Origin of the sequence: Streptomyces sp. NPDC013457 (genome assembly GCF_043089925.1) — a bacterium.
Taxonomy (GTDB): domain Bacteria; phylum Actinomycetota; class Actinomycetes; order Streptomycetales; family Streptomycetaceae; genus Streptomyces.
Genome location: NZ_JBICBL010000003.1, coordinates 537,824 through 562,136 on the forward strand (window position 1 = coordinate 537,824; position 24,313 = coordinate 562,136).

The window sequence follows — 24,313 nt, forward strand, 5'->3', positions numbered from 1 at the left end:
CGTTTCGTACTGTCGAACGGCCATGCTCTTCAGGAAGACTGAAGGGCATGGCCGTTCGCATGTACCACCTCGCCGTCGACTGTCACGACCTCCCGGGCCAGGCCCGCTTCTGGGCCCAGGTCCTGGACTGGAAGATCCTCTTCGAGGACGAGGAGGAGATCGTCATCGGCGCCGACGAGCACACCTGGCCGGGGATGTGCTTCCTGCCGGTGCCCGAGTCCAAGACCGTCAAGAACCGGCTCCACATCGACCTCTCGCCCGACGACCGGGACGCGGAGGTCGAGCGGATCATCGGGCTCGGCGCCCGCCGGATCGACGTCGGTCAGGGCGAGGACGCGACCTGGGTCGTCCTCGCCGACCCCGAGGGGAACGAGTTCTGCGTGCTGCGGCCGAAGCGGTCGCTCACGGACTGAACGGGGACGGCGTCCCGGCGGCCTGCACCAGGGCGGGGGCGAGGTTCTCCTTGCGGATCCGCTGGTCGACGTAGACGAGACCGGTGACCAGGGGCGGGAAGACCGAGCAGACGGCCTGCGCCAGCATGCCGCCGACGACCACGATCAGCATGACCGGTACGAGCGCGATCATGACCTCGCCCGGGGTCTCGAAGCCGGACGCGGCCGTGAACGAGACCGGGAACGACAGAAGCGTGCTGAGGATCTGCTGGATCAGCCCGTTCGCCAGCCCCGCCATGAGACCCGCGACCAGCAGCGCACCGAAGATCCGCCACCACGAGCCGCGCACCAGTTCGCTGGAGCGGCGCATGGAGGCCGTCGCGCCCTGCCCCTCGAAGACGGCCGCCGTCGGAGCCAGGCTGAGCTTCACCCAGATCCAGGTGGCCAGCGGCATCGTGGCGAGGGCGACGAGGAAGGCGACGAGGGCGAGACCGGACGCGGTCATCGCCGAGTCCGACCCGCTGCCCGCGTTCGACGCGGCCGTGACGAGCGCGATCATGAATCCGATCATCGCCCCCATGAAGAGGGCGACGGGCACGAAGGCGACCAGCATCGTCAGGAAGACCGTGCCGATCACCGACGGCACCCGCGACCAGGCGCGGCGCCAGACCGCGCCGAAGGTCGTGCGCCGGCCGAGCACCGCCTCCTGGAGGACGGCCGGGCAGGCCGCGGACACCACGGCGCTCGCCAGCAGCATCCCGGCCATGGCGATCAGCCAGACGAGACCGAAGGCGACCAGCAGCGGGCGGCCGTCGTCCCAGCTCGGCTCCTGCCCGCTCGGCAGGTCGAAGACGCGCGGCACGTGGTCCGCGACCGCCGCGTACGCGAGGCCGCCGACCGCCGCGACCAGCACAAGCGCCCCGCCGAAGGCGGCCGTGGCCACACCGAGCAGCTGCTTCCAGTAGCGGCCGATGGTGGCGAAGGCGCCGGTCAGGATCTGGCTGAGACCGAGCGGCGCCAGGGGTATCACGCCGGGCTTCGGCGGCGGGGGCGGGGGAGCGTAGCCGTAGCCGTACGGCCCCGAGGGATACGTCATGCGGGACACCGTAGCGGGAGGCTTTGCGTACGACCGTACACATCGTTGGGTACGATGGTACGCATGGGATACGGACTGCTGGCGGGCGCCATCACGGCGGAGATCATCGCGACGGTCTCGATGAAGTACAGCGAGGGCTTCTCCAAGCTCTGGCCCTCCGTCGTCACGGGCGCCGGCTATCTGATCGCCTTCGCCCTGCTCGCCCAGGCGCTCAGGACCCTCCAGGTCGGCACGGCCTACGCGATCTGGTCCGGCGTCGGCACCGCCGCCGTCGCCGTCATCGGCATCCTCTTCATGAACGAGGCGCTCAGCGTCGCCAAGGTCGCCGGGGTCCTCCTGATCATCGCCGGGGTCCTCGTGCTCAACATGGGGGGCGCGCACTGATGGCCCGCCCCCGCCGCCACGACCCCGAGCGCCGGCAGCGAATCGTCGACGCCGCGCTCCGCGTGGTCGGTGCCCGGGGCATCGACGGGCTCAGCCACCGTACGGTCGCGGCCGAGGCGGACGTGCCGCTCGGCTCCACGACGTACCACTTCGCCTCCCTCGACGAACTCCTCGTCGCCGCGCTGCGCCAGGCCGGCGAGGGCTTCGGCCGGCAGCTGCGCGAGAGCCCGGCGCTCGCCGACCCGGACACCGACCTCGCCGCCGCCCTCGCCCGGCTGACGGGGGAGTGGATCGGCGGCGCGCGGACGGGGGTGGAGCTGGAGTACGAGCTCTACCTCGCCGCGCTCCGCCGCCCCGCGCTGCGGCCGGTCGCCGCGGAGTGGACGGACGCCGTCACCGAGGTCCTCTCGCGGCGGACGGACTCCGCGACGGCCCGCGCGCTGGTCGCGCTGCTGGACGGCATCTGCCTCCAGGTCCTGCTGACGGACGGGACGTACGACGAGGAGTACGCCCGCGAGATGCTGGCGCGTCTCCTGCCGGGTGATCCGACGAGGGCCGTGGCGCGGGCGTTGGCGGATCCGCCGGGACGCTCGACCGACACCTGAGACCGGTTGGCCCGGGCGGGGCCCCGAACGTTAGGTTTTCCGCATGACCACTGCTCCTCGCACCACCGGCGCCGTCGCCGCCGGCCTCGCCACCATCGCCGGTGACGGCACCGTTCTCGACACCTGGTTCCCCGCCCCCGAGCTGACCGACGCGCCCGGGCCCGCCGGTACCGAGCGGCTCACCCCCGACGCCGCCGTCAACGCCCTCGGTGAGGGCGCCGCCAAGGCACTCGGCGTGGACGCCCGCCGCGGCGTCGAGGTGGTCGCGGTCCGTACCGTCATCTCCTCGCTCGACGACAAGCCGCTCGACGCCCACGACGCGTACCTGCGTCTGCACCTGCTCAGCCACCGGCTGGTCAAGCCGCACGGCCAGAGCCTCGACGGCGTCTTCGGCCTGCTCGCCAACGTCGCCTGGACCTCGCTCGGCCCGGTCGCCGTCGACGACATCGAGAAGGTCCGCCTCAACGCGCGCGCCGAGGGCCTGCACCTCCAGGTGACCTCGATCGACAAGTTCCCGCGGATGACCGACTACGTCGTCCCCGCCGGGGTCCGGATCGCCGACGCCGACCGCGTCCGCCTGGGCGCGCACCTCGCCGCCGGTACGACCGTCATGCACGAGGGCTTCGTCAACTTCAACGCCGGCACGCTGGGAACCTCGATGGTCGAGGGCCGCATCTCGGCCGGCGTCGTCGTCGGCGACGGCTCCGACATCGGCGGCGGCGCCTCCACCATGGGCACCCTCTCCGGCGGCGGCAACGTCATCATCTCCATCGGCGAGCGCTGCCTCATCGGCGCCGAGGCGGGCGTCGGCATCGCGCTCGGCGACGAGTGCGTCGTCGAGGCCGGCCTGTACGTCACCGCCGGTACGCGCGTCACGATGCCCGACGGCGAGATCGTCAAGGCCCGCGACCTGTCCGGTGGCGACAACATCCTCTTCCGCCGCAACTCGGTGACCGGTGCCGTCGAGGCCCGCCCGAACAACGCGGTGTGGGGCGGACTCAACGAGATCCTCCACAGCCACAACTGAGGCCGTGACCTGCTCGTGTGACGCTGCGTTAACAGGATGACGTGGTCACACGAGCAGACAAGGCGAGGAGTCGACATGAGGACGAGGCCCACCATCGTCGGAGCGCTGACCGTGGCGGCGGTGCTCCTGCCGGCCGCGGTCGCCTCCGCGGACGAGACGCACACACGGACGCAGAACGGTCCGTACGTCTCGAACGGTCCGAACCTCACCCTCCACACCGGTCAGATCGACGACCCGCTGGAGGACGTCCTCGAACACGCGGCGCTGTTCGGCACCACCTACGTGTTCGACTGAACCAGATCCTCGTACGCCGCCCGCAGCCCGTCGACCGCCTCCAGGCCGGCGGGCTGCAGCGGTTCCCGGACGAAGTCGCCGAGGAGGGCCTTGGCCGTCACCGTGCCCGGCAGGCCGGAGGCCATCATCAGCTCGACGAGCGGGAGGGTGAGGCCGTTGAGCCGGGCGGCCCCGGCCGTGTCGCCGGCGTCGAAGGCGTCGAGCACGGCCCGCATCTGGCGGGGCGCCACATTGGCCACCGTGCTGACGTATCCGGCGCCGCCCACCGCGTACAGCGGGAGGTTCAGCTCCTCGCAGCCGGAGTAGTACGCGAGCGAGGTGCGGGCGATCACCCGGGAGGAGCCGAGCAGGTCGTAGGAGCAGTCCTTGACGGCGACGATCCTCGGGTGGGCGGCGAGCCGCAGCATCGTCTCCGGCTCGATCCTGGTGCCCGTGCGGCCGGGGATGTCGTACAGCATCACCGGCAGACCGGTCGCGTCGGCGACCTTCAGGAAGTGCGCCTCGACGGCGGCCTGCGGCGGGCGGCTGTAGTACGGGGTGACGACCAGGAGCCCGTCCGCGCCCGCCTTCTCGGCCTGGCGCGCCAGCTCCACGGTGTGACGGGTGTCCGAGGTGCCCACGCCCGCGACCACGGCCGGACCGGGGCCGACGGCCTCGCGGACCGCCTCGATCAGCGCCGCCTTCTCGGCGTCCGTGGTGGTGGGGGACTCGCCGGTGGTGCCGCTCAGGACCACGCCGTCGCAGCCCTCGGCGACCAGATGGGCGGCGTGCTCGCGGGCGACGTCGAGATCCAGCCCGCCGGTGGCGGTGAACGGAGTGATCATCGCGCAGAGGGCCCGGCCGAAGGGGCGTTCAGTGCTCATCCGGGAAGTCTGCGTGCCCTGACGCTGAAGGTCCACTTAGTTCTTCTTGGGGTGAGAGCTAAGTGTCACTGAAGAGTGGGTCGGTCGACCCCGCCGCGGATGCCGGGTCGCGGTCAGGTCGGAGCGCGAGCTTGAAGCCGTCGTGGCTCCCGGGCGAAGCCCAGCGATCCGTAGAACCGGTGGGCCTCCGTCCGCCGCTTGTCGCTGGTCAGCTGGACGAGCCCGCAGCCACGCGCCCGCGCCCGCTCCACCGTCCGGCGCAGCAGCTCCCGTCCGAGTCCGCCGCCCCGCCGGTCGGCCCTGATCCGCACCGCCTCGATCAGGGCCCGCTCCGCGCCGCCCTTGCCGAGACCGGGGACGTACGTCGCCTGCAGGCAGCCGACGACCGCGTCACCGTCGACGAGGACCAGCATCTCGTTGCGCGGATCGTCCACGATCGCCGCGAAGGCCCGCTCGTACGCCTCCGTGACGGTCACCGACGCGGGGTCCACGACCCTCTCCTCGTCGGCGAGAAGGGCGAGGACGGCGGGCAGTTCGGCGCGGACGGCGGGGCGGAGGATCATGTCCGAAGTGTCGCACGGGCGGAAGGACTCGACCTCGAGCAAGGTCGAGGTCGAAGACCGGGGTCACCCGGCCAGGGGACGGGATCGGCTCGTCGACGCCGCAGTGGGGCGAGGGTGCAGACGTACCCGGGCGTGGTGGGCGGTGGTGTGCGGCGCTACGCGCCCGCGCCGAGCCTCGGCGCGGGCGCGTAACGCGCGGCATCACGGGCGGAAGCGCAGGACCTGCGGGTCGTGGTCGCTGTTCTGGTCCGCGAACTCCGCGTTGATGTGGACGCTGTCGTACTCGAAGTGGCCGATCCCCGGGCTGGTCAGGATCTGGTCGAGAACCTGGCTGTTGCCCTGGAAGACGTACGAGTAGCGCTCGCTGCGCGGCAGGGACTTCACCGCCGGGTAGAGCGCCCCGCCGTCCGTCAGCGCCTTCGTCGTCTCCGAGAACTCGAAGTCGTTGATGTCGCCGAGGACGAGGACGTCCGCGTTCTTCCGGATCGAGAGCACGTCCTTCACGAAGGCGTTGACGGCCTGCGCCTGCAGCAGGCGCTTCGCCTCCGAGGAGCGGACCGGCGGCTGGTGGTGCGAGACCAGGGACTCGTCGCCGCCCTTGGAGCCGAAGTGGTTGGCGACCACGAAGACGGTGCGGCCCCGGAAGGTGAACTCGCCCGCCAGCGGCTTCCGGCTGCTCTCCCAGGCCGTGTTGGCCGGGTCGATCCGGCCGGGCGACAGGGTCAGCTCGGGCGCGCCGCCCTCGCCGCGCACGACGCCCGTCGCGGTGACGGCGTCGCCGCCCGCGCGGTCGGTGAACGAGACGCGCTCGGGGTTGAAGAGGAAGGCCTGGCGGATGTTGCCGCCGGGCTCGCCGCCGTCCTTGTTGTTCTCCGGGTCGACCGAGCGCCACTCGTACGCCGGGCCGCCCGCCGCCAGGATGGCGTCGGTGAACTTCTTCAGCGTCTGGTCGGCGGCGACCGTGCCGTCGTTCTTCGCGCCGTTGTTGTCCTGGATCTCCTCCAGGGCGAGGATGTCGGGCGAGGCCAGGTTCGTCACCACGGCCGCCGCCAGCGCGTCGAACTTCTCCTGCGGGTCGGACGGGTCGAGGTTCTCGACGTTGTACGTCGCGACCGCCAGCTCGTTCTTGTGCTGCCGGTCCGTGACCTCGCGCTCCAGGCCGCGGTCGACGACCGTGCCCAGGGTGCGCGCCGTCAGCGTGTAGCCGCCGAACTGGTTGAAGTCGAGCGGGCCCTCGGTCGTGCCGGAGAGCACGTCGCCGACGTTCGCCGTCGGGAAGGGCTGCTGGGCGATCGGGGTCAGCGACTGGATCTGGAGCCGGCCGGTGTTCTGCGCGTCGTACGAGCCGTAGACCGTGCCGCCGCGCCAGTTGCGGTTCTCCCAGGGCTTCACCGTCACCCAGAGCTCGGAGTACGGGTCGGTGGCACCCACCACGCGCGAGGTCCCGACCCGGACGTTGGTGCCCTCGAGGGACTCGTAGTAGTCCAGGGCGTAGTGCCTCGGCTTGAGGGTGAGGCCGTTGATGGAGCCTGCCGCGGCGGCGTCGCCCTCGGGCGCGTACGCGTCCGGGACGGACCAGGCCGAGATCGTGACGGGGGCCGGGACCGGGTTGCCCTGCGAGACCACGGTGACCGTGGGCTTGGAGATCTGCGTCAGCGACTGGTTGCCGGAGTTCAGACCCCCGGGGACGTACTCGCCGACCGTGCCGTTGACGCTGACGGCGTCGCCGACCGCGACGGTCGGCACCGAGCTCGTGAAGACGAACAGGCCCTCGCTGGTGGCCGGGTTGTCGTCGGCCTGCGGGTCCTGGATCCAGAATCCGCGCGAACCGTAGGTGCGCACACCGGTCACGATCCCCGTGACGCCGGTGACCTGGGTGCCGACGAGGGGCGAGACGCGGGTGGTGCCCTGGATGTCGTGGATACGGACACCGGCGGCGGTCTCCGTCGAGGTGTCCGCCGAGGCGGTGGAGCCGGCGAGGAGTCCGGCCGCGAGGGCGGCCGACACGACGGCGGCCACGGCCGCGGATCTCGGTATGGAGGAAGGCATCAGGGGGCTCCGGAGGCACTTGGATGAACGGTCGATGTATCTACGCGCGTCAATCTCTTGGCTGAGCGGTGGACTTGTCAAGAGTCGACGGGTGTACGAAGGCTGACGCCTCGGTGAACCGGCGGGCCGGACGGGAAATGCGTCTACGCTGAAGTCCGTTCGCCGACCGCACGACCGGCCCCCCGGACTCGCAGGCCCTTCGAGGAGAAGACCCCAGATGGCACCGGATCGCCCCACCCTGCCCCCCGTTCAGCTGCACTCGGACGCGGAGCTGGCGCGGGATGCCCTGGCCGCACCCCTCCTGGCGCGGGCGGCACGGCTCGCCCGCTGGGCCGGGCCCGAGACCAGGGTCGGCGCCGGCGGTGAACTCGTCGACGAGCAACTGCCCGCCGCCGCAGAGGTGTTGGGGCTCGCGTCGGACGAGGACGGCGAGGCGTACGCGAGCGAGGCATGGCGCCTCGCGGTCGACACCGGGCTCGTCGACGTCGAGGACGGCGACGAGGACGACACCCCGGGCGCGGTCGCCCCGGGTGAGAACCTCGGCCTCCTCACCGGCGGCGCCCCGCTCGACGTCCTCGCGATCTGGCTCGACGGCCTGGACGTCGTCTTCGCCGACGCCACCGCCCCCGTACTCGACGACCTGGCGGACGTCATCGGCGAGGACGGCGAGATCGACTTCGAGCTGCTCGACTGGAACCCGGAGGAGGAGGCCGAGTTCCTGGAGGGCGTGCTCGGCAACCTGTACCTGCTGACGGTCGGCGAGGGCGGGCCGGGCGAGGGCCCGGTGCCGCTGCCGGCGCTCGCCGCGTCGATGATCGTCCCGGACGACATGGGCGAGCCGACCGACGACGTCCTGGAGCAGGTCTCGGAGGCGATGATGCGCCTGGACGAGCAGTTCCGGCTGCTCGAACCGATCGGGCTCGTCGAGTACCAGCCCGTCGACGAGGCGCTGATGGTCGAGGAGGGCGAGGAGCCCACCGCGCGGATCGACGAGGTCGACGACGAGGACGTCACGCGGTACGGCATGGTCCGGCTGACGCCGCTCGGCCTCTACGGCGTACGGGCCCGGCTGCTGGAGGCGGGCGTCGACGCGCCGGCCGTCGGCGAACTGGCCGACAAGGGAGCGGACGTGCTCCTCGACGGTCTCGCGGTCTACCCCGAGCCGGCGGCGCGCGCCGAGACCGTGGGCTGGCTGGCCGGGCGCGACGCCGTGAGCGCGGCGCGGGAGCTGCTCGCCGCGGCGCGGGGCGCCGACGCGGGCTCGCCGCTGCGCCGGCTCCACTGCCAGCAGGCGCTCTCCCTCGTGGGCCCGGACGCGGAGCCCGCCGTACGGGAGGTGCTCGACGACGCCGAACTGGGCGGGCTCGCCCGGGTCTGGCTCGCGGAGCGCGGGGCCGCGGACGTGCCGGCGCCGTCGGAGTCGATGATCTTCTGGCTGGCCATCGACACGATCGCGGCGCAGCTGGACGCCCGGGGCGACCTGGACGAACTCCGTGAGCTGATCGAGGGGCTGACCGGGCGCCACAGCGGCTTCTTCGACGCGGCCTGGCGCGTGGAGCACCCGGCGACGGCCGAGGTCCTGGAGGCGATGGGCCGGCTCCACCCCGACAAGGCGGCGGCCAAGGAAGCCCGCAAGGCGGCCTTCAAGGCAAGGTCCCGCACGGGGTCGTAGGCGGCGGCCTGCTGCGGAGTGGGCCGCCACCGGGTGGCGAAGGCGTCCGGGGCCGGCCGCGGACGTTCGGCGACGCGGAGCCGAGGGGCGCCGGCGCGCGGCGGGAGTACGCGCGGCGGGGCGCCGGGGCGCGGCGGGTGTGCGCGGCCGCTCATGTGCGGCGCGCGGCGGGGGTGCGCGCGGCTGCCGCCCGCGTGCGGTGCTCGGCGGGCGGGCGCCCCCGCCCGGCCCGGTGGCCAACCGCCCTGGCGGCCCCGCGGGCCGCGTGTCCCTCCGCCGGGGCGCAGTTCATCGGGGGGCGCCTCTCCGTTCAACTCTCGTTCGTGCGTGGGCGGGACCGTGTGCCCGACACCGGGTGACGACAGGGAGACGAACACGCCATGCCTCTCAACCGCAGAGAGTTCGCCAAGCACTCCACCGCCGCCGGAGCCGGCCTCGTCCTGACCGGATCGGTCGCCGCCCTCGCCACCGCACCCGAGGCGCTCGCCACCGCGGACGACCGGCTCGACGACCGCGCCGACGACCTCGCGGACTCGGGCGACCGGCATCGGCTCGGCTACGGTCCTCTCGTCGAGGACCCCGCCGGCGTGCTCGCCCTCCCCGCCGGCTTCACGTACCGCGTCATCACCCACAGCGGTGTCACCAAGCTGGAGTCCGGCGAGTTCACCCCGCAGAAGCACGACGGCACCGCCACCTTCGCGGGCCCGCGCGGCACCACCCTCCTGGTCAACAACCACGAGCTCAAGGGCAAGCGCTCCGGCTGGACGCACCCGGTCCCGCTGACCGAGGGCCTCGTCTACGACCCCGCCGCGTCCGGCGGCTGCACCGTCGTCGAGGTGCACCGCGACGGCACCGTCGCCGAGTGGGTCGGCATCGCGGGCACCTCCACCAACTGCGCGGGCGGCCGGACCTCCTGGGGCACCTGGCTCACCTGCGAGGAGAACTCCGACCGAGCCGGCGAGAACGGCATGACCAAGGACCACGGCTACGTCTTCGAGGTCGACCCCCGCGACCGCCGCGCCAACCGCGACCCCAAGCCGATCAAGGCGTTCGGCCGCTACGACCACGAGGCCGTCGTCATCGACCCCAAGCGCGGTCACGCCTACCTCACCGAGGACGCCTCCGAGCCGAACGGCCTCTTCTTCCGCTGGGTGCCGCCGAAGGGCTTCGAGCACGGCCGCGGCAGGCTCCGTACCCTCGCCGACGACGCAGGCGTCCTCCAGGCACCCCGCTGCATCGACTCCGGCGGCCGCTTCGTCGACGACCTCTCCCGCGCCACCCGGATCGGCACCGTCTACGGCGTGGACTGGCTGGACGTCCCCGACCGCGACGGCCGCGAGGTCGAGGTCCGCGAGCAGTTCGGCCCCGACGAGGTCACCCGCGCACGCAAGCTGGAGGGCATGTGGTGGGCCGACGGCGGGGCGTACATCGTCTCCTCGTACGCCCGTGACGAGAGCCCGGGCGCCGCGCACGACGGCCAGGTCTGGTTCTACGACCCCAAGCGCCGCACCCTGACCCTCCAGGTCCTCCTGGGCGTCAACGCGAACCCGGACGAGGACGGCGCCTACGACGGCCCGGACAACATCACCGTCTCCCCGTACGGCGGTCTCGTCATCGCCGAGGACGGCGAGGGCGTCCAGCACCTCTTCGGCGCCACCGAGCGCGGGCGCACCTACCCCATCGCCCGCAACGACCTGAACGACAGCGAGTTCACCGGCGTCGTCTTCTCGCCCGACGGCGACACCCTCTACGCCAACATCCAGGACCCGGGCATCATGGTCGCCGTCACCGGCCCGTGGCGCCGCCAGCCGCGCCGCTGACCCGGTTCGGCGGAACGACGGAAGGGGCCCGCCGGGTGACCGGCGGGCCCCTTCCGCGTGTCCGGTGTCCTCAGAGCGCCTGCGCGGCGGGCTTCACCATGCCCCGGACGGTCCGCGACTTCACGAACTCGCCCATCGCCGTCATCTCCCACTCGCCGGTGAACTGCTTGATGAGCTTGGCCATCATCACGCCCGTCTGCGGCTCGGCCGTGGTCAGGTCGAAGCGGACCAGCTCCTCGCCCGTCGCCGCGTCGATCAGCCGGCAGTACGCCTTGGCGACCTCGGTGAACTTCTGGCCGGAGAACGAGTTGACGGTGAAGACCAGGCCCGTGGCGTCGGCGGGGAGGCGGCCGAGGTCGACGACGATGACCTCGTCGTCGCCGGCGCCCTCGCCGGTCAGGTTGTCGCCGGAGTGCTTGATCGCCCCGCTCAGGATGGAGAGCTTGCCGAAGTAGCAGCTGTCCAGGTGGTTGCGCTGGGGGCCGTACGCGATGACCGAGGCGTCGAGGTCGATGTCCTTGCCGCGGTACGCGGGCTCCCAGCCGAGGCCCATCTTGACCTGGGAGAGCAGCGGACGGCCGCCCTTGACCAGCGACACGGTCTGGTTCTTCTGGAGGTTGACCCGGCCCTTGTCCAGGTTGATCTTGCCGGTGGCGACGGGGGCCGAGGGGGCCGCCGGGGGAGCGGCAGGCGGGGGAGGCGTCGGGGCGGCGACCCGCGGGTCCACGGGCGCGGCCGCCGGAGGCGCGACCGGCGCCGCGGGTGCCGGGACGGCGGCGGGCGCGGCCGCGGGCTCCTCGTCGACCGAGACGCCGAAGTCGGTGGCGATGCCCGCAAGCCCGTCGGCGTACCCCTGACCCACCGCACGGGCCTTCCACGCGCCGTTGCGCAGGTAGATCTCCACGACCACCAGGGCCGTCTCCGTGCCGAGCTGCGGCGGGGTGAAGGTGGCGAGGACGCTGCCGTCGTCCGCGTTGCGGATCGTCGCCGTCGGCTCGATGCCCTGGAAGGTCTGGCCGGCGGCGTCGGGGCTCGCGGTGACGACGATCTTCTCGATGCCGGACGGCACGGCGCCGGTGTCCACGACGATCGCGTCCGGGGCCGAGCCGCCGCCGGAGCGGTAGCTCACACCGGGGCCGGCAGGCTGGTTGTAGAAGATGAAGTCGTCGTCCGAGCGGACTTTGCCGTTGGCGCTGAGCAGGAGGCCCGAGACGTCGAGCCGTACCGGAGCGGCGACGTCCACCGCCACGCGCGCGGCGGAGAGCGGGATGTTCGAGCCGGGGGTCATAGCGGTCATGCCAGGGCTAACGAGCGAGACAGCTTTGCCGTTCCCTTACCTTCCCTACCTTCGGCCACTCCGGTTACGGGGGTGGTTCCGGGCCGTGCGCTCGTTGCCGAACTTGTACGCGCCCGTCCAGCGCGCCATGACGAGCTGGGCGTCCGCCGACCCCACCTCCGCCAGGAACTTCTCCGCGCGGCCGCCGCGCAGGGTCCCGGCGGCGCGTCCTCGGTGGGTGATGACGACCGTGCCGTCCGCGCGCTGCTCGTAGCTGAATCCCTGGGGTTGTGGCATGACGGGCATCCTGCCGGTCCCTGGCAGGTCCGTCATATGAATATTCGAGCGGATCGTATTCTTCCGTTCGTGGGTGGGAGCTCTTTTCGTACGCAGGACGTGGACCAGGCGCGGCAGGAGATCGACGCGCGGTACTACGCCAACTTCATGGACGTCATCGAGCGGCGCGAGCGGCCCTTCGCGGCGCGCTTCGACACCGTCGCCCTCGGGCCGCTGGTCATCGGGGACCTGTCCTGCGGGGCGGACGTCCGCATGCGCTTCGGGGAGCTCGGGGCCTTCCACGTCAACGCCCCGCTCGGCGGGACGATGGAGCTGCGCCAGGGCGGCGCGGCCCCGGTCGTCGCGACGGCTGCCGAGGCGGTGCTGCTCGACCCGTGCGGGGACACCGTCCTGGAGCGCTGGAGCGGGGACTGCCGCACCCTCTCCGTCAAGATCGACGCGGCCGCGCTGCACGAACGTCTCGAAGGGCTGCTCGGGCGCCCGCCGCGCGGCCGCCTCGCCTTCGCGCCGCGTCTGGACACCACCTGCGGCCCCGGCCTGAGCTGGGTGCGCCTCGCGCGTCAGGTGGCGCACGAGGCGCTGGCCGGAGACAGCCTGGCCCATCACGCGCTGGTGGCCGTGCCGCTCCAGGAGGCGCTGCTCAACGGGCTGCTGCTCGCGGCCGAGCACCCGTGGCGCGACGAGCTGGCCCATCCGGGCGAACCGCTGCGGCCCGCGCCCGTCAAGCGGGCGATGGACGCCGTGCGCGCCCGCCCCGAGCACCCCTTCACCACGACCGAACTCGCCGGTCTCGCACGGGTGGGCGTGCGCCGGCTCCAGGAGTCGTTCCGGGAGTACGTGGGTATGTCGCCGATGGCGTACGTCCGTCAGGTCCGGCTCGAACGGGTCCACGAGGAGCTGCGGGGCGCGGAGCCGGGCGAGCTGAGCGTGAGCGAGGTGGCCTGGCGCTGGGGCTTCGCGCACCACGGCCGGTTCGCGGCGCAGTACCGGACCCGCTTCGGGGAGACGCCTTCGCAGACGCTGCGAGGCTCCGCCGCCGGATCCGCCGCGTTCCGCGGACAGTCGCCGCGCTCAGCGGATCGCAGCCGCACATGAGGCAGCCGTAACGTTCCTTCTGTCGCGTGTGCCAAGCATGCTGTGACCCGGGTCCGGCCGGCGCCCCCGCAAAAGTCCGGCCGGGCCCGTGTAGGACCGCCCCGTCCTCCGCCGCTTCCCCCGCCCGCCGTCAGTGCGGCCAGCGCGGGGGTTCCGTGCAGAAGTGGCCGCCCACATGGGCGTGGGCCGGGTCGTCCTCCTTCGGCAGCCCCTGCTCGGCGGTGATCCGTTCCGCGTACGGCTCCGAGTCGTCCCGCGGCTCGTACCCGAGCGCCTGTGCGGAGGAAAGGTCCCACCACAGCCGCGTGTTGGCGGACGATCCGTACACCACCGTGTGCCCCACGCCCTCGGCGGTGAGCGCCGCGTGCAGCAGCCGTGCGCAGTCGGCCGGGCTCAGCCACATCGACAGCATGCGCACGGAGGTCGGCTCGGGGAAGCAGGAGCCGATCCGCACGGAGACGGTCTCCAGGCCGTGCTTGTCCCAGTAGAACTGGGCCAGGTCCTCGCCGAAGCACTTGGACAGGCCGTAGAAGGTGTCCGGGCGGTGCGGGGTGTCGACGGGGATCACCGGGCCGTCCTCGCGCGGGCGCGGGGTGAAGCCGACGGCGTGGTTGCTGGAGGCGAAGACGATCCGGCCCACCCCCTCCTCGCGCGCGGCCTCGTAGAGGTGGTGCAGGCCGGTGATGTTCGCGGCGACGATCTTCTCGAACTCCGCCTCCAGGGAGATCCCGGCGAGATGGACGACCGCGTCGACGCCGCGGACGGCCTCGCGCAGCGCGTCCCGGTCCGCGAGGTCGGCGACGATCGCGTCCGGCGCTCCGTCGACGGGTGCCACGTCGAGCAGGCGGAGCTCGTATCCGTACGCGGGCAGCAGGGCGCGCATCAGCGTGCCGACGCCGCCGGCGGCGCCGGTGAGCAGGACGGTACGGGGTGTGGGCATGCGAGGGGTCTCCGTCCATGGATCGCATTCACAAACGTGGACACGGTAGGGACGCGCCCGATGAGCGTCAAGAGCGCACACACTCCGTCAAGACCGCACGGTCGAGACGGGTTTGAGCCTTGACCACCACTTCAGGGCTGTTCTAGCGTGCAGGTGTTCAAGAATATGGACAACAATCAGAATTGTGCACGACGGTGCACGACGGACTTCTCTGGGAGCGCCCGTGACCACAGCCCCGCTCGCCGAACGGCTCGACGGCCTGCTGTTCTTCCCCGTCACCCCCTTCGCCCCGGACGGCACCGTCGACCTCGGCCTCTTCCGCGCGCACGTCCACGCGGGCATCGAGGCGGGCGCCGCCGCGGTCTTCGCCTGCTGCGGCACGGGCGAGTTCCACGCCCTGACCCCCGAGGAGTTCCACGCCTGTGTCGCCGCCGCCGTGGAGGAGTCCGCCGGCCGGGTCCCCGTCCTCGCCGGAGCCGGCTACGGCACGGCGCTCGCGGTCCGGTACGCGCGGCTTGCCGAGGAGGCGGGCGCGGACGGGCTCCTCGCCATGCCCCCGTACCTCGTCGTCGCCGACCAGGCCGGACTGCTGCGGCACTACACCGAACTCGCCGCCGCCACCTCCCTCGACGTCATCGTCTACCAGCGCGACAACGCGATCCTCACCCCCGAGACGGCCGTCGCCCTGGCCCGGACCGACGGGATCATCGGCCTCAAGGACGGCCTCGGCGACCTCGACCTGATGCAGCGCATCATCAGCGCCGTACGCTCCGAGGGCCTCGACCTGCTCTACTTCAACGGACTGCCGACCGCCGAGCTCACCGGACTCGCCTACCGGGGCATCGGCGTCACCCTCTACTCCTCGGCCGTCTTCTGCTTCGCCCCCGACATCGCCCTCGCCTTCCACCGTGCCCTCGCGGCCGGCGACGACCCGACCGTGGAACGGCTGATCGACGGCTTCTACCGGCCTCTCGTCGAACTCCGCGCCAAGGGCCGGGGCTACGCCGTCTCCCTCGTCAAGGCCGCGGTACGGATGGGAGGCCTGGACGTCGGCGAGGTACGGCCGCCGCTCAGCGAGCCCGCTCCCGAGCACCTGAAGGAACTCGCCACGATCATCGAGCGCGGACGCGCGCTGCTCGGGGGCGCGCAGCGCGGGGGCGGCGCGTGAGGACCGGGACCTTCGTCTACCCGTGGGACGTCGTCGGCGACCCGGCCGCGCCCGGACGCCTCGCGGACCTGGGCGTCACGAGCGTCACGCTCGCCTCCGCGTACCACTCCACCCGCGCCCTGACGCCCCGGCACCCCGGACACCGCGTCGTCACCGCCGAACACGCCGCCGTGCTCTACCCGCCGGACGGCGCCCGCTGGTCCGGGCGTGGGCTGCGGCCGTACGAGGCGGGCGAGTGGGCGCCCGGCGACGCCTACGGCGAGGCGGCGCGGGCGCTCGCGGACACCGGCCTGGAGGTCCACAGCTGGGTCGTCCTCGCCCACAACTCCCTTCTGGGCGCCGACCATCCGGCGAGCTCGGTCGTCAACGCCTACGGGGACCGTTACCCCTGGGCGCCCTGCATCGCCCGACCCGACGTCCGGGCCTACCTGGTGGACCTGGCGGCCGAAGCGGCGGTACGGCCCGGAGCGGCCGGCACCGAGCTGGAGTCATGCGGCTGGTACGGCCTCGCCCACCTCCACGCCCACGACAAGACCGCGGGCGTCGCGCTCGGCGACCGCGAGCAGTACCTGATGTCCCTCTGCTTCTGCCCCTCCTGCCGGCAGGGGTACGGGGAGGAGGCCGTCGATCCCGACGCGCTGGCCGCGGCCGTGCGGAACGCGCTGGAGCCGGTGTGGGCGGGGGGCCCGGCACGGAGGCTCGACGCCTTCGAGGAGCCGGTGCTCGCCTGGCGCACCCGGACGGCCCGCACCCTCCAGGAGGCCGCCGTCGCCGCCGTCCGCGCGGCCGCCGCGCCCGGCTTCCGCGTCCTGCTCCACGCGGACCCGCTCCCGTACCGCTGCGGCGCCAACGCCGGAACCGACCCGGCGCACGTCCTCGGGGTCGCGGACGGCGTCGTCACCCCGGCCGCCTCCGTGGCCCCCTTCGCCCGCGCCGCCCGACCGGGCACCGTCCTCGCGGCCAACATCGGCGTGGTGACGGGCATGGGAGGCTCCCCCGCCACGCTCGCCGAGGACGCCGGGCGGGCGGCGGCCGAGGGCGCCACCGAACTCCGCCTCTACCACGCGGGTCTGGCCTCCGACGCCGACCTCGCCCTGGTGGCGAAGGCCTTGCGGACGCTCGGCTGAGGTACCGGCGGACGCCTCAGACGTCCGCCCGCGCCGGGGCGTCGACCCGCCCGGCCGCCGCCCCACGGGCGGCCAGGGCGCTCGCCCCGGCGAGCCCGGCGACGGCCAGCAGCGGCAGCAGCACCCGGAGGTCGACGAGGGCCACCAGGCCCGCGCCCAGCGCCAGGGCGATCGCGTTCGGGACGAAGACCAGGGTGTGGGCCGTCGCCGCCGCCCGGCCCACGGCGTCCGCGGGGACCTCCCGCTGGACCGCCGTCATCACGGCGATCAGGACGAGCGGCAGGCCCACCCCGATCAGTCCGCTCGCCACCAGCGCCACGCCGTCGTAGGGGACGGCGCGGAGGCCGGCCGCCACGGCGAAGAGGGCCAGCCCTGCGGCGGCCGCCGACCACCCCGGGACGCGCCGCAGCACCGGCCCTGCCGCCAGGCCCGTGACGACCGAGCCCGCGCCCTGCGCCGCGTACAACACCCCGGCGTACGCCGGGGAGTGGCCGAGCCTTTGATCCACCACCGTGTAGATCGCCGCCCCGTTGACCCCGGCGAGCAGCATCGTGAACGACCCGGCCAGGACGAGCGGGCGAAGGACGGCCGAGGCGAGGATCGTGCGCAGTCCCTCGCCCGTGTCGCGCAGCCAGTGCGCCGAGGCCGGGCGCACCGGCCTCTCCTCCCGTATCCGCATCAGCGCGAACATGCCCGCGGCCAGCGCGAACGTCACCGCGTCGAGCAGCGCCACGGGCCCGGCGCCGTACCGCGCGAAGAGACCCGCCGCGACGAGCGGGGCGACCAGCTTCACGCCCTCGTCGACAGTAGTCCGCAGCCCGTTGAAGTCCCCGAGGTGCCGCCTGTCGAGCGCGCTCGCCGCCAGCGCGACCTCGGCGGCGTCGTGGACGGTGCCCTGGATCCCGTACAGCACGAGGACGGCGAACAGCAGCCACACCCGGTCCGCCCGGTCGACCCAGAGCAGGACCGGCAGCAGAGCCGCCATCGCCGCGTTCGACCACACCATCAGGGGCCGCCGCCGCACCCGGTCGGCGACCGCGCCGAGCAGCGGCCCGACGAGCGCCGGCGCCCACAGGGCGAACACGGTCAGCGCCGCCAGACTGTCCGAACCGGTCAGGGACTTGACCCAGATCCCCGACGCCAGCCACATCGCCGTCGAGCCGAAGCCCGACACCAGTACCCCGGACAGATAGAGACCCGCAGTCCACTTCATGCCCGCAGCCTGGCCCCTGAGGCGGGGCACGCGGATCGGGCAGATGCCCTAGAGGGACGGGGTCACGCCACGGCCTTCGAGCCCGCCCGGTCCTCGTGGCGCAGCGCGGCCCAGGTCACCAGGGCGCCCAGGCCCTCCCACAGGCCCACGCCGAGGAAGCCGGACGGGGCGCGTCCGGTGACGACGGCGAGGGTGAAGACGGCGCAGGTGAGGAGCCGGAACGGGACCGTCCAGCGGAAGAACGCCTTCCAGTCCGCCAGCGCGGCCAGGATGTAGTACACGCCCATGTTGAGCGCGGCCATCGAGGAGGCCGTGAGGAAGACCAGGGTGTGGTCCCCGTCCGTCCGGCTCCCGTCGGGTAGGGGGTCGAAGCCCATCAGGCCGAGCAGGGCGTCGGGCGACACCAGTCCCACCACCCCCAGCGCGGCGGCGAGCAGGCCGAAGACGGCCATGGTCCAGCCTGACAGGGAACGGGGCAGTCGCACAGCGGTCCTCCGCGGTTCGAAACTATGCTCGGCTCATGCGTGACCTTGCATATCGTGTCGCGGGGCCTGCCGACCAATCGGCCCTCGCCGCGCTCGACGACTCGTTCACCACCGAATACGTCTACGAAGTCGCCTCCGGGGACGTCGGGTTCGGGCTGCGGCTCGTCGCCGTCGACCCGCCGCTGGTCAAGGTCTTCCCGGCGGAGGACGAGCCGGGGGACGGCGGAGCGGACGACGAACGCCACGAGATCGTGGCCGTCGACGCCGACGGGACTCCCGTCGGGTTCATCGCCGTCGGCGTGGAGGAGTGGAACCGGCGGCTCGTCGTCCACCAGCTCACCGTCGGCCCCGACCACCGCGGCCGCGGCATCGGCGGCGAGCTGATGCGCCGCGCCCTCGCCCACGGCCGCGAACACGGCGCCCGCACCGCCTGGCTGGAGGTCACCAGCGTCAACGTCCCGGCGGTACGGGCCTACCGGCGCATGGGCTTCCGGCTCTGCGGCCTGGACACCACCCTCTACACCGGGACCGCGTCCGAGGGCGAGACCGCCCTCTTCATGGCAAGGCCTCTGGACCGGTAGGTCACTTCAGCGCCGCCTTCATCATCTTCTGCGCCACCGGGGCCGCCAGACCGTTGCCGCTGACCTCCGAGCGCGCCGCGCCCGAGTCCTCGATCAGCACCGCGACCGCGACCTCCTTGCCGGTGTCCGCGTCCTTCGCGTAGGAGGTGAACCAGGCGTACGGCGTCTTGCTGTTGTTCTCGCCGTGCTGGGCGGTGCCCGTCTTGCCGCCCACCTCGGCGCCGCCGATCGCCGCGTTCGAGCCCGTGCCCTTGTCCACCACGGTCACCATCGCGCTGCGCAGCTGCTCCGCCGTCGAGGACGAGACGACCCGCCGGGCGTCCCCGTCCTCGAAGGAGTCGAGGGTGTCCCCGTCGGAGTCCACCACCTTCGAGACCATGTGGGGCGCCGCCATGAGCCCGTCGTTGGCGATCGCCGCGGACACCATGGCCATCTGGAGCGGGGTCGCCGTCACGTCGAACTGACCGATGCCGGTCAGCGCCGTCTGCGCCTTGTCCATGCCGGACGGGTACACACTCGCGTAGGCGCGTACCGGCACGTCCCGCTCCTCGTCGTTGAAGCCGAACTTCTCCGCCATCGCCTTCACCTTGTCCTGGCCGAGATCGACCGCGATCTTGGCGAAGACGTTGTTGCAGGAGTACTGGAGCGCGGTCCGGATCGTGGCGTTCTCACAGGGCGCGGAGGGGTTCTCGTTCTCCAGGTCGCGGGTGGAGCCGGGCAGCCTGTACGGGTTCGGGCTGTCGGTCGCCGTGTCGACGGAGCCGTACAGACCCTCTTCCAGGGCGGCTGCCGCGACGACCAGCTTGAAGGTCGAGCCGGGCGGCAGCGGCTGCCTCAGAGCACGGTTGACCAGCGGCTTGTCCTCGTCCCCCGTCAGCTCCTTCCAGGTGGCGCCGTCGGTCAGACCGGCGATCGCGGAGGGGTCGTACGAGGGGGTGGACACCATCCCGAGGATCCTGCCGGTCTTCGGGTCGATGGCGACGGCCGCGCCCTTGTTGTCGCCGAGCGCCCTGTGCGCGGCCTTCTGGACGGCCGGATCGATGGTCGTGAGCACATCACCCGGCTCCTGCTGCTTGCCGGTGAGAGCGTCCAGCGGGTTCTTCAGCCGGGTGTCGGTGCCGTCCAGGACGTCGGAGTAGATCCCCTCCAGCTGGGTGGCGCCGTACGCCTGGGAGCTGTACCCGGTGACGGCCGCGTACAGCTCGCCGTCGGTGTAGTCACGCTTGTACGCGAGGTCACCGCCCTCCGTCCGCTTCGAGCCCGTGACCGGCGAACCGGCCACGACGATGTTCCCGAGCGGCTGCGCGTACTGCGCCATGACCTGCCGCCGGTTCTGTTTGTCGTTCGCGAGGGCCTTGCCTTCGTACGCCTGCACCCAGGTCGCCCGGCCCAGCAGGGCGAGCACCAGGAGCAGCGAGAAGGCCGAGGCGCGCCTGATCGTCTTGTTCATCCCATATGCGGGACGAGCGAGCGGGGGCGCCGCGTTCCTGATGTGTCCCGTTTCTCAGGAAACGTTCATCTCATCCCGGGCTCACGAAACCCGACTCGTACGCGACGATCACGGCCTGGGTACGGTCCCGCGCCCCCGTCTTGGCCAGGACCGCCGCCACGTGCGTCTTCACCGTCGCGGGGCCGACCCCCATCCGCCCGGCGATCTCCGCGTTCGTCAGCCCCGTCGCCACCAGCCGGAGCACCTGCGCCTCCCGCTCGGTCAGCCGGGCCGCCCAGGGCGGCGCCGCCGGGGGCCGGCGGCGGGCGTGCTCGGCGGCCAGGCCCCGTACCGCCGCCGGGTAGAGCAGCGAGTCGCTGCGAGCCACCAGCCGGACCGCGTCCACCAGCTCGTCCGCGCCGGCCCGCTTCAGCAGGAAGCCGGCCGCCCCGACCCGGAGCGCGTCGTAGACGTACGCGTCGTTCTCGAAGGTCGTCACGACCACGATCCGCGGCGGTTCCGCCATCCCGGCCAGGATCTGCTCCGTCGCCCGGATCCCGTCGATCTCCGGCATGCGCACATCCATCAGGACCACGTCCGGCCGCGCCTCGCGCACCACCGACACCGCCTCGGCCCCCGTGGACGCCTCGCCGACGACCTCCAGGTCGGGCTCCGCGTCGAGGATCACCCGCAGGGCGGTCCGCACCATCCGCTCGTCGTCCGCGAGCACCACCCGGATCACCGGCCGGCCTCCTTCTCCATGCTCGGCCCGCCTCCGGGAGCAGTCGCCTTCCCCAGCGGCAGGCGCACCGCGAGGCGCCAGACGTCGGCCACCCGGCCGGCCTCGGACGTGCCGCCGAGCAGACGGGCGCGTTCGGCGACGCCGCGCAGACCGCGGCCGCCGTCGGGGCGGGCCAGTGGGGCCCGTGCGGGCAGCGGGTTCTCCATCGTGATCTCCAGCTCGTCGTCGTCCAGGGCGAGGCGCGCCGTCATGCGCTCCCCGCCCGCGTACCGTGCCGCGTTCGTCAGCCCCTCCTGTACGATCCGGTACGCCTCCCTCGACACCGCGTCCGGCACCCGGTCCAGCGCCCCGCTCACCGTCAGCTCCACCTGCCGCCCGGCGCCTCTCACCAGCGCGTCCAGCGCGTCGAGCCGGGGCGCGGGCAGCTCTCCGCCGTCCTCGCCCTCGCGCAACAGGCCCAGGACCGAGTCCAGTTCGCCGACCGTGCGCCGGGTCGTCTCCTCGATCGCCGCCAGGGCCTCCCGTACGAACTCCACGTCGGTGTCCAGGACCCGGCGGGCCGCGCTCGCCTGGAGCGTCACCGCGCTCAGGGCGTGGCCCACGGAGTCGTGCAGCTCGCGCGCCAGCCGGTTGCGTACCGCCAGTTCGGCGGCGCGCCGCTCGGCCGCGACGAGCCGGTCCGCCGGACTCGGTCCGAGCAGCAGCGGCGCCTGCCGGGCGAGGAGGGCTCCCGTGCCGGCGGCGACGGCGGTGAGCGCGAGGAGCATCAGCAGCCCGGCCGGGACGGCGGCCCACTGCAGCCAGGGCCGGTCCAGACCCCAGAACGAGGTCAGCTCGGACTTCCGCAGCGACTCCGAGAACGGCAGTGCCATCACCGTGACCGCGAACGGCGGCAGGGCCAGCGTCGCGCCGCTGACCAGCGCGCCGATCCCCAGATGGAGCGTGAACCAGCCCGCCGTCCGCGCCTTCGCGCTCCGCCCCCGTGCGGGTCCGTCCGCGAGCCGGTCGCCCTCGACCCCGCAGAGCGCCCGCGCCGCGGCCACCGACATCGGCCGGGTCAGCGGGAAGAGCGCGGAGACCGTGACGAGCGGCAGGCCGACCGCGTACGCCCCGAACTGCACGGTGAGACCGCCCGAGAACATCGCCCCCTCGCCGGTGAGCATCCCCACGACCACCGTGCCGACCAGCCAGTACGGCATGAACAGGGCGCCGCCCAGGATGAGATGGATCCAGCGGAGCCGGGCGCGGCGGCCGAGCAGCGGTGCGAGCGGAGGTCTCACGCGCTCGCGGTCCGGCGTCGCAGGAAGACGGCCACACAGCCGGCCAGCAGGAACCCGGTGATCATTTCCCCAGCGTAGGCGAGCCGCGCCAGACCGGTGAAGGTCTTGATCGGATCGGTGTCCGGCATGAACGTCACCAGCAGCATGTACGCGCCCCAGCACCCGACTCCGCCCGAGCCGATCCAGGCCATGCCCAGGGTCGTACGGACCGACAGCGCCCCGGCCCTCCGGAAGAGCAGGAGCAGGACGCCGATGACGGCGACGGCGACGAAGAGCGCGCGTATCCCCTCCAGGACGTGGAAGTCGTCGGTGCGCCGGGCGATCTGGGACGGTGAGAGCCCCCGCGTCGAGCCCGCCGCCCACATCAGATGGACGGCGGCGGGCAGCAGGGCGAGCAGCGAGGCGGCGACGGCCACGACGCGCGTACCGGTTCCGCACGGACGGGCGGGCAGGTCGCCCAGGCTGCCGCGCCACGCGAGCGCCCAGCGCTCGCGTACGTAGAGGACGAAGAGCGAGCCGAGCGCGAGCCCCTGGACGATGAAGCCGCCGTAGACGACCCCGAAGACCCAGTCGTCGAGGAACGGTTCGCCGGCGGTGGCGGTCTTCGACGGGCCGGTGACGAGCGCGACCGCGAGCTGCGCGGGGAAACCGATCATGATCGGTGAGAGCAGTCCCGTCGCGGCCCACAGGGGGAACGCGAGGAGCCAGGGCCGTACCCGCAGGCCCCACGGCTGGGTGAGCAGCAGGGCGAGGACGGCCACCACGGCGTCCATCGCCACGGAGACCGAGTTGGCGACGATCAGCAGCGTCCGGTGCTCCAGGAGCTCGCTGCCCGCCGGGATGCCGATCTCGCTGCCGGCGACCCAGGCGACCTTGAGCGAGATGTACGGGAGACAGGCCACGACGGCCAGGGCGCGCAGGATCCGGCGGGCGGCGCTCGGGCGGCCGGTGCCGGTGGGTGCGGACGTGGGGAGGGGAGCGGTCTGCGTCATGGCTCCACGCTCCCGCGCGTGCCCCTCCCTCCACCTCCTGCCCGCCGGTGAACCGCCTCCGCCGCGCGGGGGAGAAGCCCCTACGCCCGCCGGACGGCCCCGGGCGCCGGGCTCAGAGGCGGCGCGTGGCCAGGGTCAGAGGCGGCGCGTGGCCAGGGTCAGGCGGTCGCGGGCGTCGAAGAGCGCGTCCTTGATCATCTGCTCGTGTCCGGGCGTCAGCCGGGCCACCGGCACCGAGCAGCTGATCGCGTCGCGCGCCGGGGTCCGGTAGGGGATCGCGATGCCGAAGCAGCGCAGCCCGAGGGTGTTCTCCTCGCGGTCCACCGCGTAGCCCTGCTCGCGGACGAGGTGCAGTTCCTCGATGAGCTTCTCGCGGTCCGTGATCGTGTGCTCGGTCAGCGCGGGCAGCGTCTCGGGGAGCAGCTTGCGGACCTGCTCGTCGCTGTGGGTGGCGAGCAGTGCCTTGCCCAGCGAGGTGGAGTGGGCGGGCAGCCGGCGGCCGACACGGGTGAACGGCCTGAGATAGTGCTGGGACTGACGGGTCGCCAGATACACCACGTTGGTGCCGTCGAGCCGCGCCATGTGGATGGTCTCCGTCGTGTCGTCGGAGAGCCGGTCCAGGGTCGGCCGGGCGGCGGCCACCACCTCGTCGCCGTCGATGTACGAGGTGCCGACCAGCAGGGCCCGCACGCCGATGCCGTACCGCGTGCCCGTCGCGTCCGTCTCCACCCAGCCCAGCTCGACCAGGGTGCGCAGCAGCATGTACAGGCTCGACTTGGGGTAGCCGACAGCCTCCTGGACGGCGGCCAGCGAGTGCATTCCGGGACGCCCGGCGAAGTACTCGAGCAGTTCCACCGTGCGTACCGCGGACTTGACCTGGGCCCCACCCGTGTCGGTCGACATCGACCTCGCCCCCTCTTCCC

At 72.8% G+C, this 24,313-nt stretch carries 25 protein-coding genes; 11 read left to right on the plus strand and 14 right to left on the minus strand.

Annotated elements, in window-relative coordinates:
* Positions 1–47 precede the first annotated feature (47 nt).
* Positions 48–413 (plus strand): VOC family protein, encoded by a 366-nt coding sequence (locus tag ACF1G2_RS11280; RefSeq protein ID WP_391798020.1) that lies wholly within the window; start codon positions 48–50, stop codon positions 411–413.
* Here ACF1G2_RS11280 and ACF1G2_RS11285 read toward each other — a convergent pair.
* Positions 403–1,488, minus strand: a complete 1,086-nt coding sequence (locus tag ACF1G2_RS11285) for an oxidoreductase (RefSeq protein ID WP_391798021.1) — start codon at positions 1,486–1,488, stop codon at positions 403–405. The two genes, ACF1G2_RS11280 and ACF1G2_RS11285, sit on opposite strands and share 11 nt — an antisense overlap.
* A 63-nt stretch (positions 1,489–1,551) precedes the next feature.
* On the opposite strand from ACF1G2_RS11285, the gene ACF1G2_RS11290 reads away from it, so the two are divergent.
* From ACF1G2_RS11290 to ACF1G2_RS11305, 4 genes are all read left to right on the plus strand, one after another.
* Entirely contained in the window at positions 1,552–1,872 is a 321-nt protein-coding gene (locus ACF1G2_RS11290) for a DMT family transporter (RefSeq protein WP_391798022.1), read from the plus strand.
* A complete protein-coding gene (locus tag ACF1G2_RS11295) occupies positions 1,872–2,477 on the plus strand; it encodes a TetR/AcrR family transcriptional regulator (protein WP_391798023.1) in 606 nt (201 codons plus the stop codon). The genes ACF1G2_RS11290 and ACF1G2_RS11295 overlap by 1 nt, the downstream gene beginning before the upstream one ends.
* Before the next feature lie 43 nt (positions 2,478–2,520).
* Positions 2,521–3,504, plus strand: a complete 984-nt coding sequence (dapD, locus tag ACF1G2_RS11300; RefSeq protein WP_352186255.1) for a 2,3,4,5-tetrahydropyridine-2,6-dicarboxylate N-succinyltransferase — start codon at positions 2,521–2,523, stop codon at positions 3,502–3,504.
* 75 nt (positions 3,505–3,579) lie between these two features.
* Positions 3,580–3,798 (plus strand): hypothetical protein, encoded by a 219-nt coding sequence (locus ACF1G2_RS11305; protein ID WP_391798024.1) that lies wholly within the window; start codon positions 3,580–3,582, stop codon positions 3,796–3,798.
* On the opposite strand, the gene dapA is transcribed toward ACF1G2_RS11305, so the two are convergent.
* The 3 genes from dapA to ACF1G2_RS11320 form a co-directional block, all read right to left on the minus strand.
* Positions 3,783–4,661: a 4-hydroxy-tetrahydrodipicolinate synthase gene (gene dapA, locus ACF1G2_RS11310; RefSeq protein ID WP_391798025.1), complete on the minus strand. Its 879-nt coding sequence runs from the start codon at positions 4,659–4,661 to the stop codon at positions 3,783–3,785. The genes ACF1G2_RS11305 and dapA overlap by 16 nt on opposite strands.
* Positions 4,662–4,774: 113 nt before the next feature.
* On the minus strand, positions 4,775–5,224 hold the full coding sequence (locus ACF1G2_RS11315) for a GNAT family N-acetyltransferase (RefSeq protein WP_391798026.1): 450 nt from the start codon (positions 5,222–5,224) through the stop codon (positions 4,775–4,777).
* A gap of 201 nt (positions 5,225–5,425) precedes the next feature.
* A complete protein-coding gene (locus tag ACF1G2_RS11320) occupies positions 5,426–7,273 on the minus strand; it encodes an endonuclease/exonuclease/phosphatase family protein (RefSeq protein WP_391798027.1) in 1,848 nt (615 codons plus the stop codon).
* A 217-nt stretch (positions 7,274–7,490) separates the two neighbouring features.
* On the opposite strand from ACF1G2_RS11320, the gene ACF1G2_RS11325 reads away from it, so the two are divergent.
* Positions 7,491–8,945, plus strand: coding sequence for a hypothetical protein (locus tag ACF1G2_RS11325; protein WP_391798028.1), 1,455 nt, complete (start codon positions 7,491–7,493; stop codon positions 8,943–8,945).
* 380 nt (positions 8,946–9,325) lie between these two features.
* Entirely contained in the window at positions 9,326–10,765 is a 1,440-nt protein-coding gene (locus ACF1G2_RS11330) for an alkaline phosphatase PhoX (protein WP_391798029.1), read from the plus strand.
* A 70-nt stretch (positions 10,766–10,835) separates the two neighbouring features.
* Here the strand turns inward: ACF1G2_RS11330 and ACF1G2_RS11335 are convergent, their stop codons facing one another.
* Positions 10,836–12,062, minus strand: coding sequence for a TerD family protein (locus ACF1G2_RS11335; protein WP_391798030.1), 1,227 nt, complete (start codon positions 12,060–12,062; stop codon positions 10,836–10,838).
* A gap of 45 nt (positions 12,063–12,107) precedes the next feature.
* Positions 12,108–12,338, minus strand: a complete 231-nt coding sequence (locus ACF1G2_RS11340) for a hypothetical protein (RefSeq protein WP_391798031.1) — start codon at positions 12,336–12,338, stop codon at positions 12,108–12,110.
* Positions 12,339–12,407: 69 nt separating this feature from the next.
* Here ACF1G2_RS11340 and ACF1G2_RS11345 point away from each other — a divergent pair, with 69 nt between their 5' ends.
* A complete protein-coding gene (locus tag ACF1G2_RS11345) occupies positions 12,408–13,433 on the plus strand; it encodes an AraC family transcriptional regulator (protein ID WP_391798032.1) in 1,026 nt (341 codons plus the stop codon).
* 130 nt (positions 13,434–13,563) lie between these two features.
* Here the strand turns inward: ACF1G2_RS11345 and ACF1G2_RS11350 are convergent, their stop codons facing one another.
* Positions 13,564–14,373 (minus strand): NAD-dependent epimerase/dehydratase family protein, encoded by an 810-nt coding sequence (locus ACF1G2_RS11350; RefSeq protein WP_391798033.1) that lies wholly within the window; start codon positions 14,371–14,373, stop codon positions 13,564–13,566.
* Positions 14,374–14,596: 223 nt separating this feature from the next.
* Here ACF1G2_RS11350 and ACF1G2_RS11355 point away from each other — a divergent pair, with 223 nt between their 5' ends.
* Both ACF1G2_RS11355 and ACF1G2_RS11360 read left to right on the plus strand, forming a co-directional pair.
* Positions 14,597–15,541 (plus strand): 5-dehydro-4-deoxyglucarate dehydratase, encoded by a 945-nt coding sequence (locus ACF1G2_RS11355; RefSeq protein WP_391798034.1) that lies wholly within the window; start codon positions 14,597–14,599, stop codon positions 15,539–15,541.
* Entirely contained in the window at positions 15,538–16,668 is a 1,131-nt protein-coding gene (locus ACF1G2_RS11360; RefSeq protein WP_391798035.1) for a hypothetical protein, read from the plus strand. The genes ACF1G2_RS11355 and ACF1G2_RS11360 overlap by 4 nt, the downstream gene beginning before the upstream one ends.
* 16 nt (positions 16,669–16,684) lie before the next feature.
* On the opposite strand, the gene ACF1G2_RS11365 is transcribed toward ACF1G2_RS11360, so the two are convergent.
* Both ACF1G2_RS11365 and ACF1G2_RS11370 read right to left on the minus strand, forming a co-directional pair.
* Positions 16,685–17,881 carry an MFS transporter gene (locus tag ACF1G2_RS11365; protein ID WP_391798036.1) on the minus strand — a complete coding sequence of 399 codons (1,197 nt, stop codon included), beginning with the start codon at positions 17,879–17,881 and terminating at the stop codon, positions 16,685–16,687.
* 62 nt (positions 17,882–17,943) lie between these two features.
* The gene (locus ACF1G2_RS11370) at positions 17,944–18,333 is read right to left on the minus strand and encodes a hypothetical protein (RefSeq protein ID WP_391798141.1); all 390 of its coding nucleotides are present in this window, start codon (positions 18,331–18,333) and stop codon (positions 17,944–17,946) included.
* A 68-nt stretch (positions 18,334–18,401) separates the two neighbouring features.
* On the opposite strand from ACF1G2_RS11370, the gene ACF1G2_RS11375 reads away from it, so the two are divergent.
* On the plus strand, positions 18,402–18,947 hold the full coding sequence (locus ACF1G2_RS11375; RefSeq protein ID WP_391798037.1) for a GNAT family N-acetyltransferase: 546 nt from the start codon (positions 18,402–18,404) through the stop codon (positions 18,945–18,947).
* Position 18,948: 1 nt separating this feature from the next.
* Here the strand turns inward: ACF1G2_RS11375 and ACF1G2_RS11380 are convergent, their stop codons facing one another.
* The 5 genes from ACF1G2_RS11380 to ACF1G2_RS11400 all read right to left on the minus strand — a co-directional run bounded on the left by ACF1G2_RS11380 (position 18,949) and on the right by ACF1G2_RS11400 (position 24,293).
* Complete coding sequence (locus tag ACF1G2_RS11380) at positions 18,949–20,397, minus strand: peptidoglycan D,D-transpeptidase FtsI family protein (protein ID WP_391798038.1); 1,449 nt, start codon at positions 20,395–20,397, stop codon at positions 18,949–18,951.
* Positions 20,398–20,467: 70 nt separating this feature from the next.
* Entirely contained in the window at positions 20,468–21,115 is a 648-nt protein-coding gene (locus ACF1G2_RS11385) for a response regulator (RefSeq protein WP_391798142.1), read from the minus strand.
* Positions 21,115–22,398, minus strand: coding sequence for a sensor histidine kinase (locus ACF1G2_RS11390; RefSeq protein WP_391798039.1), 1,284 nt, complete (start codon positions 22,396–22,398; stop codon positions 21,115–21,117). The genes ACF1G2_RS11385 and ACF1G2_RS11390 overlap by 1 nt, the downstream gene beginning before the upstream one ends.
* The gene (locus ACF1G2_RS11395) at positions 22,395–23,390 is read right to left on the minus strand and encodes a hypothetical protein (protein WP_391798040.1); all 996 of its coding nucleotides are present in this window, start codon (positions 23,388–23,390) and stop codon (positions 22,395–22,397) included. The genes ACF1G2_RS11390 and ACF1G2_RS11395 overlap by 4 nt, the downstream gene beginning before the upstream one ends.
* 135 nt (positions 23,391–23,525) lie before the next feature.
* Positions 23,526–24,293, minus strand: a complete 768-nt coding sequence (locus ACF1G2_RS11400) for an IclR family transcriptional regulator (protein WP_352186235.1) — start codon at positions 24,291–24,293, stop codon at positions 23,526–23,528.
* Positions 24,294–24,313 lie beyond the last annotated feature (20 nt).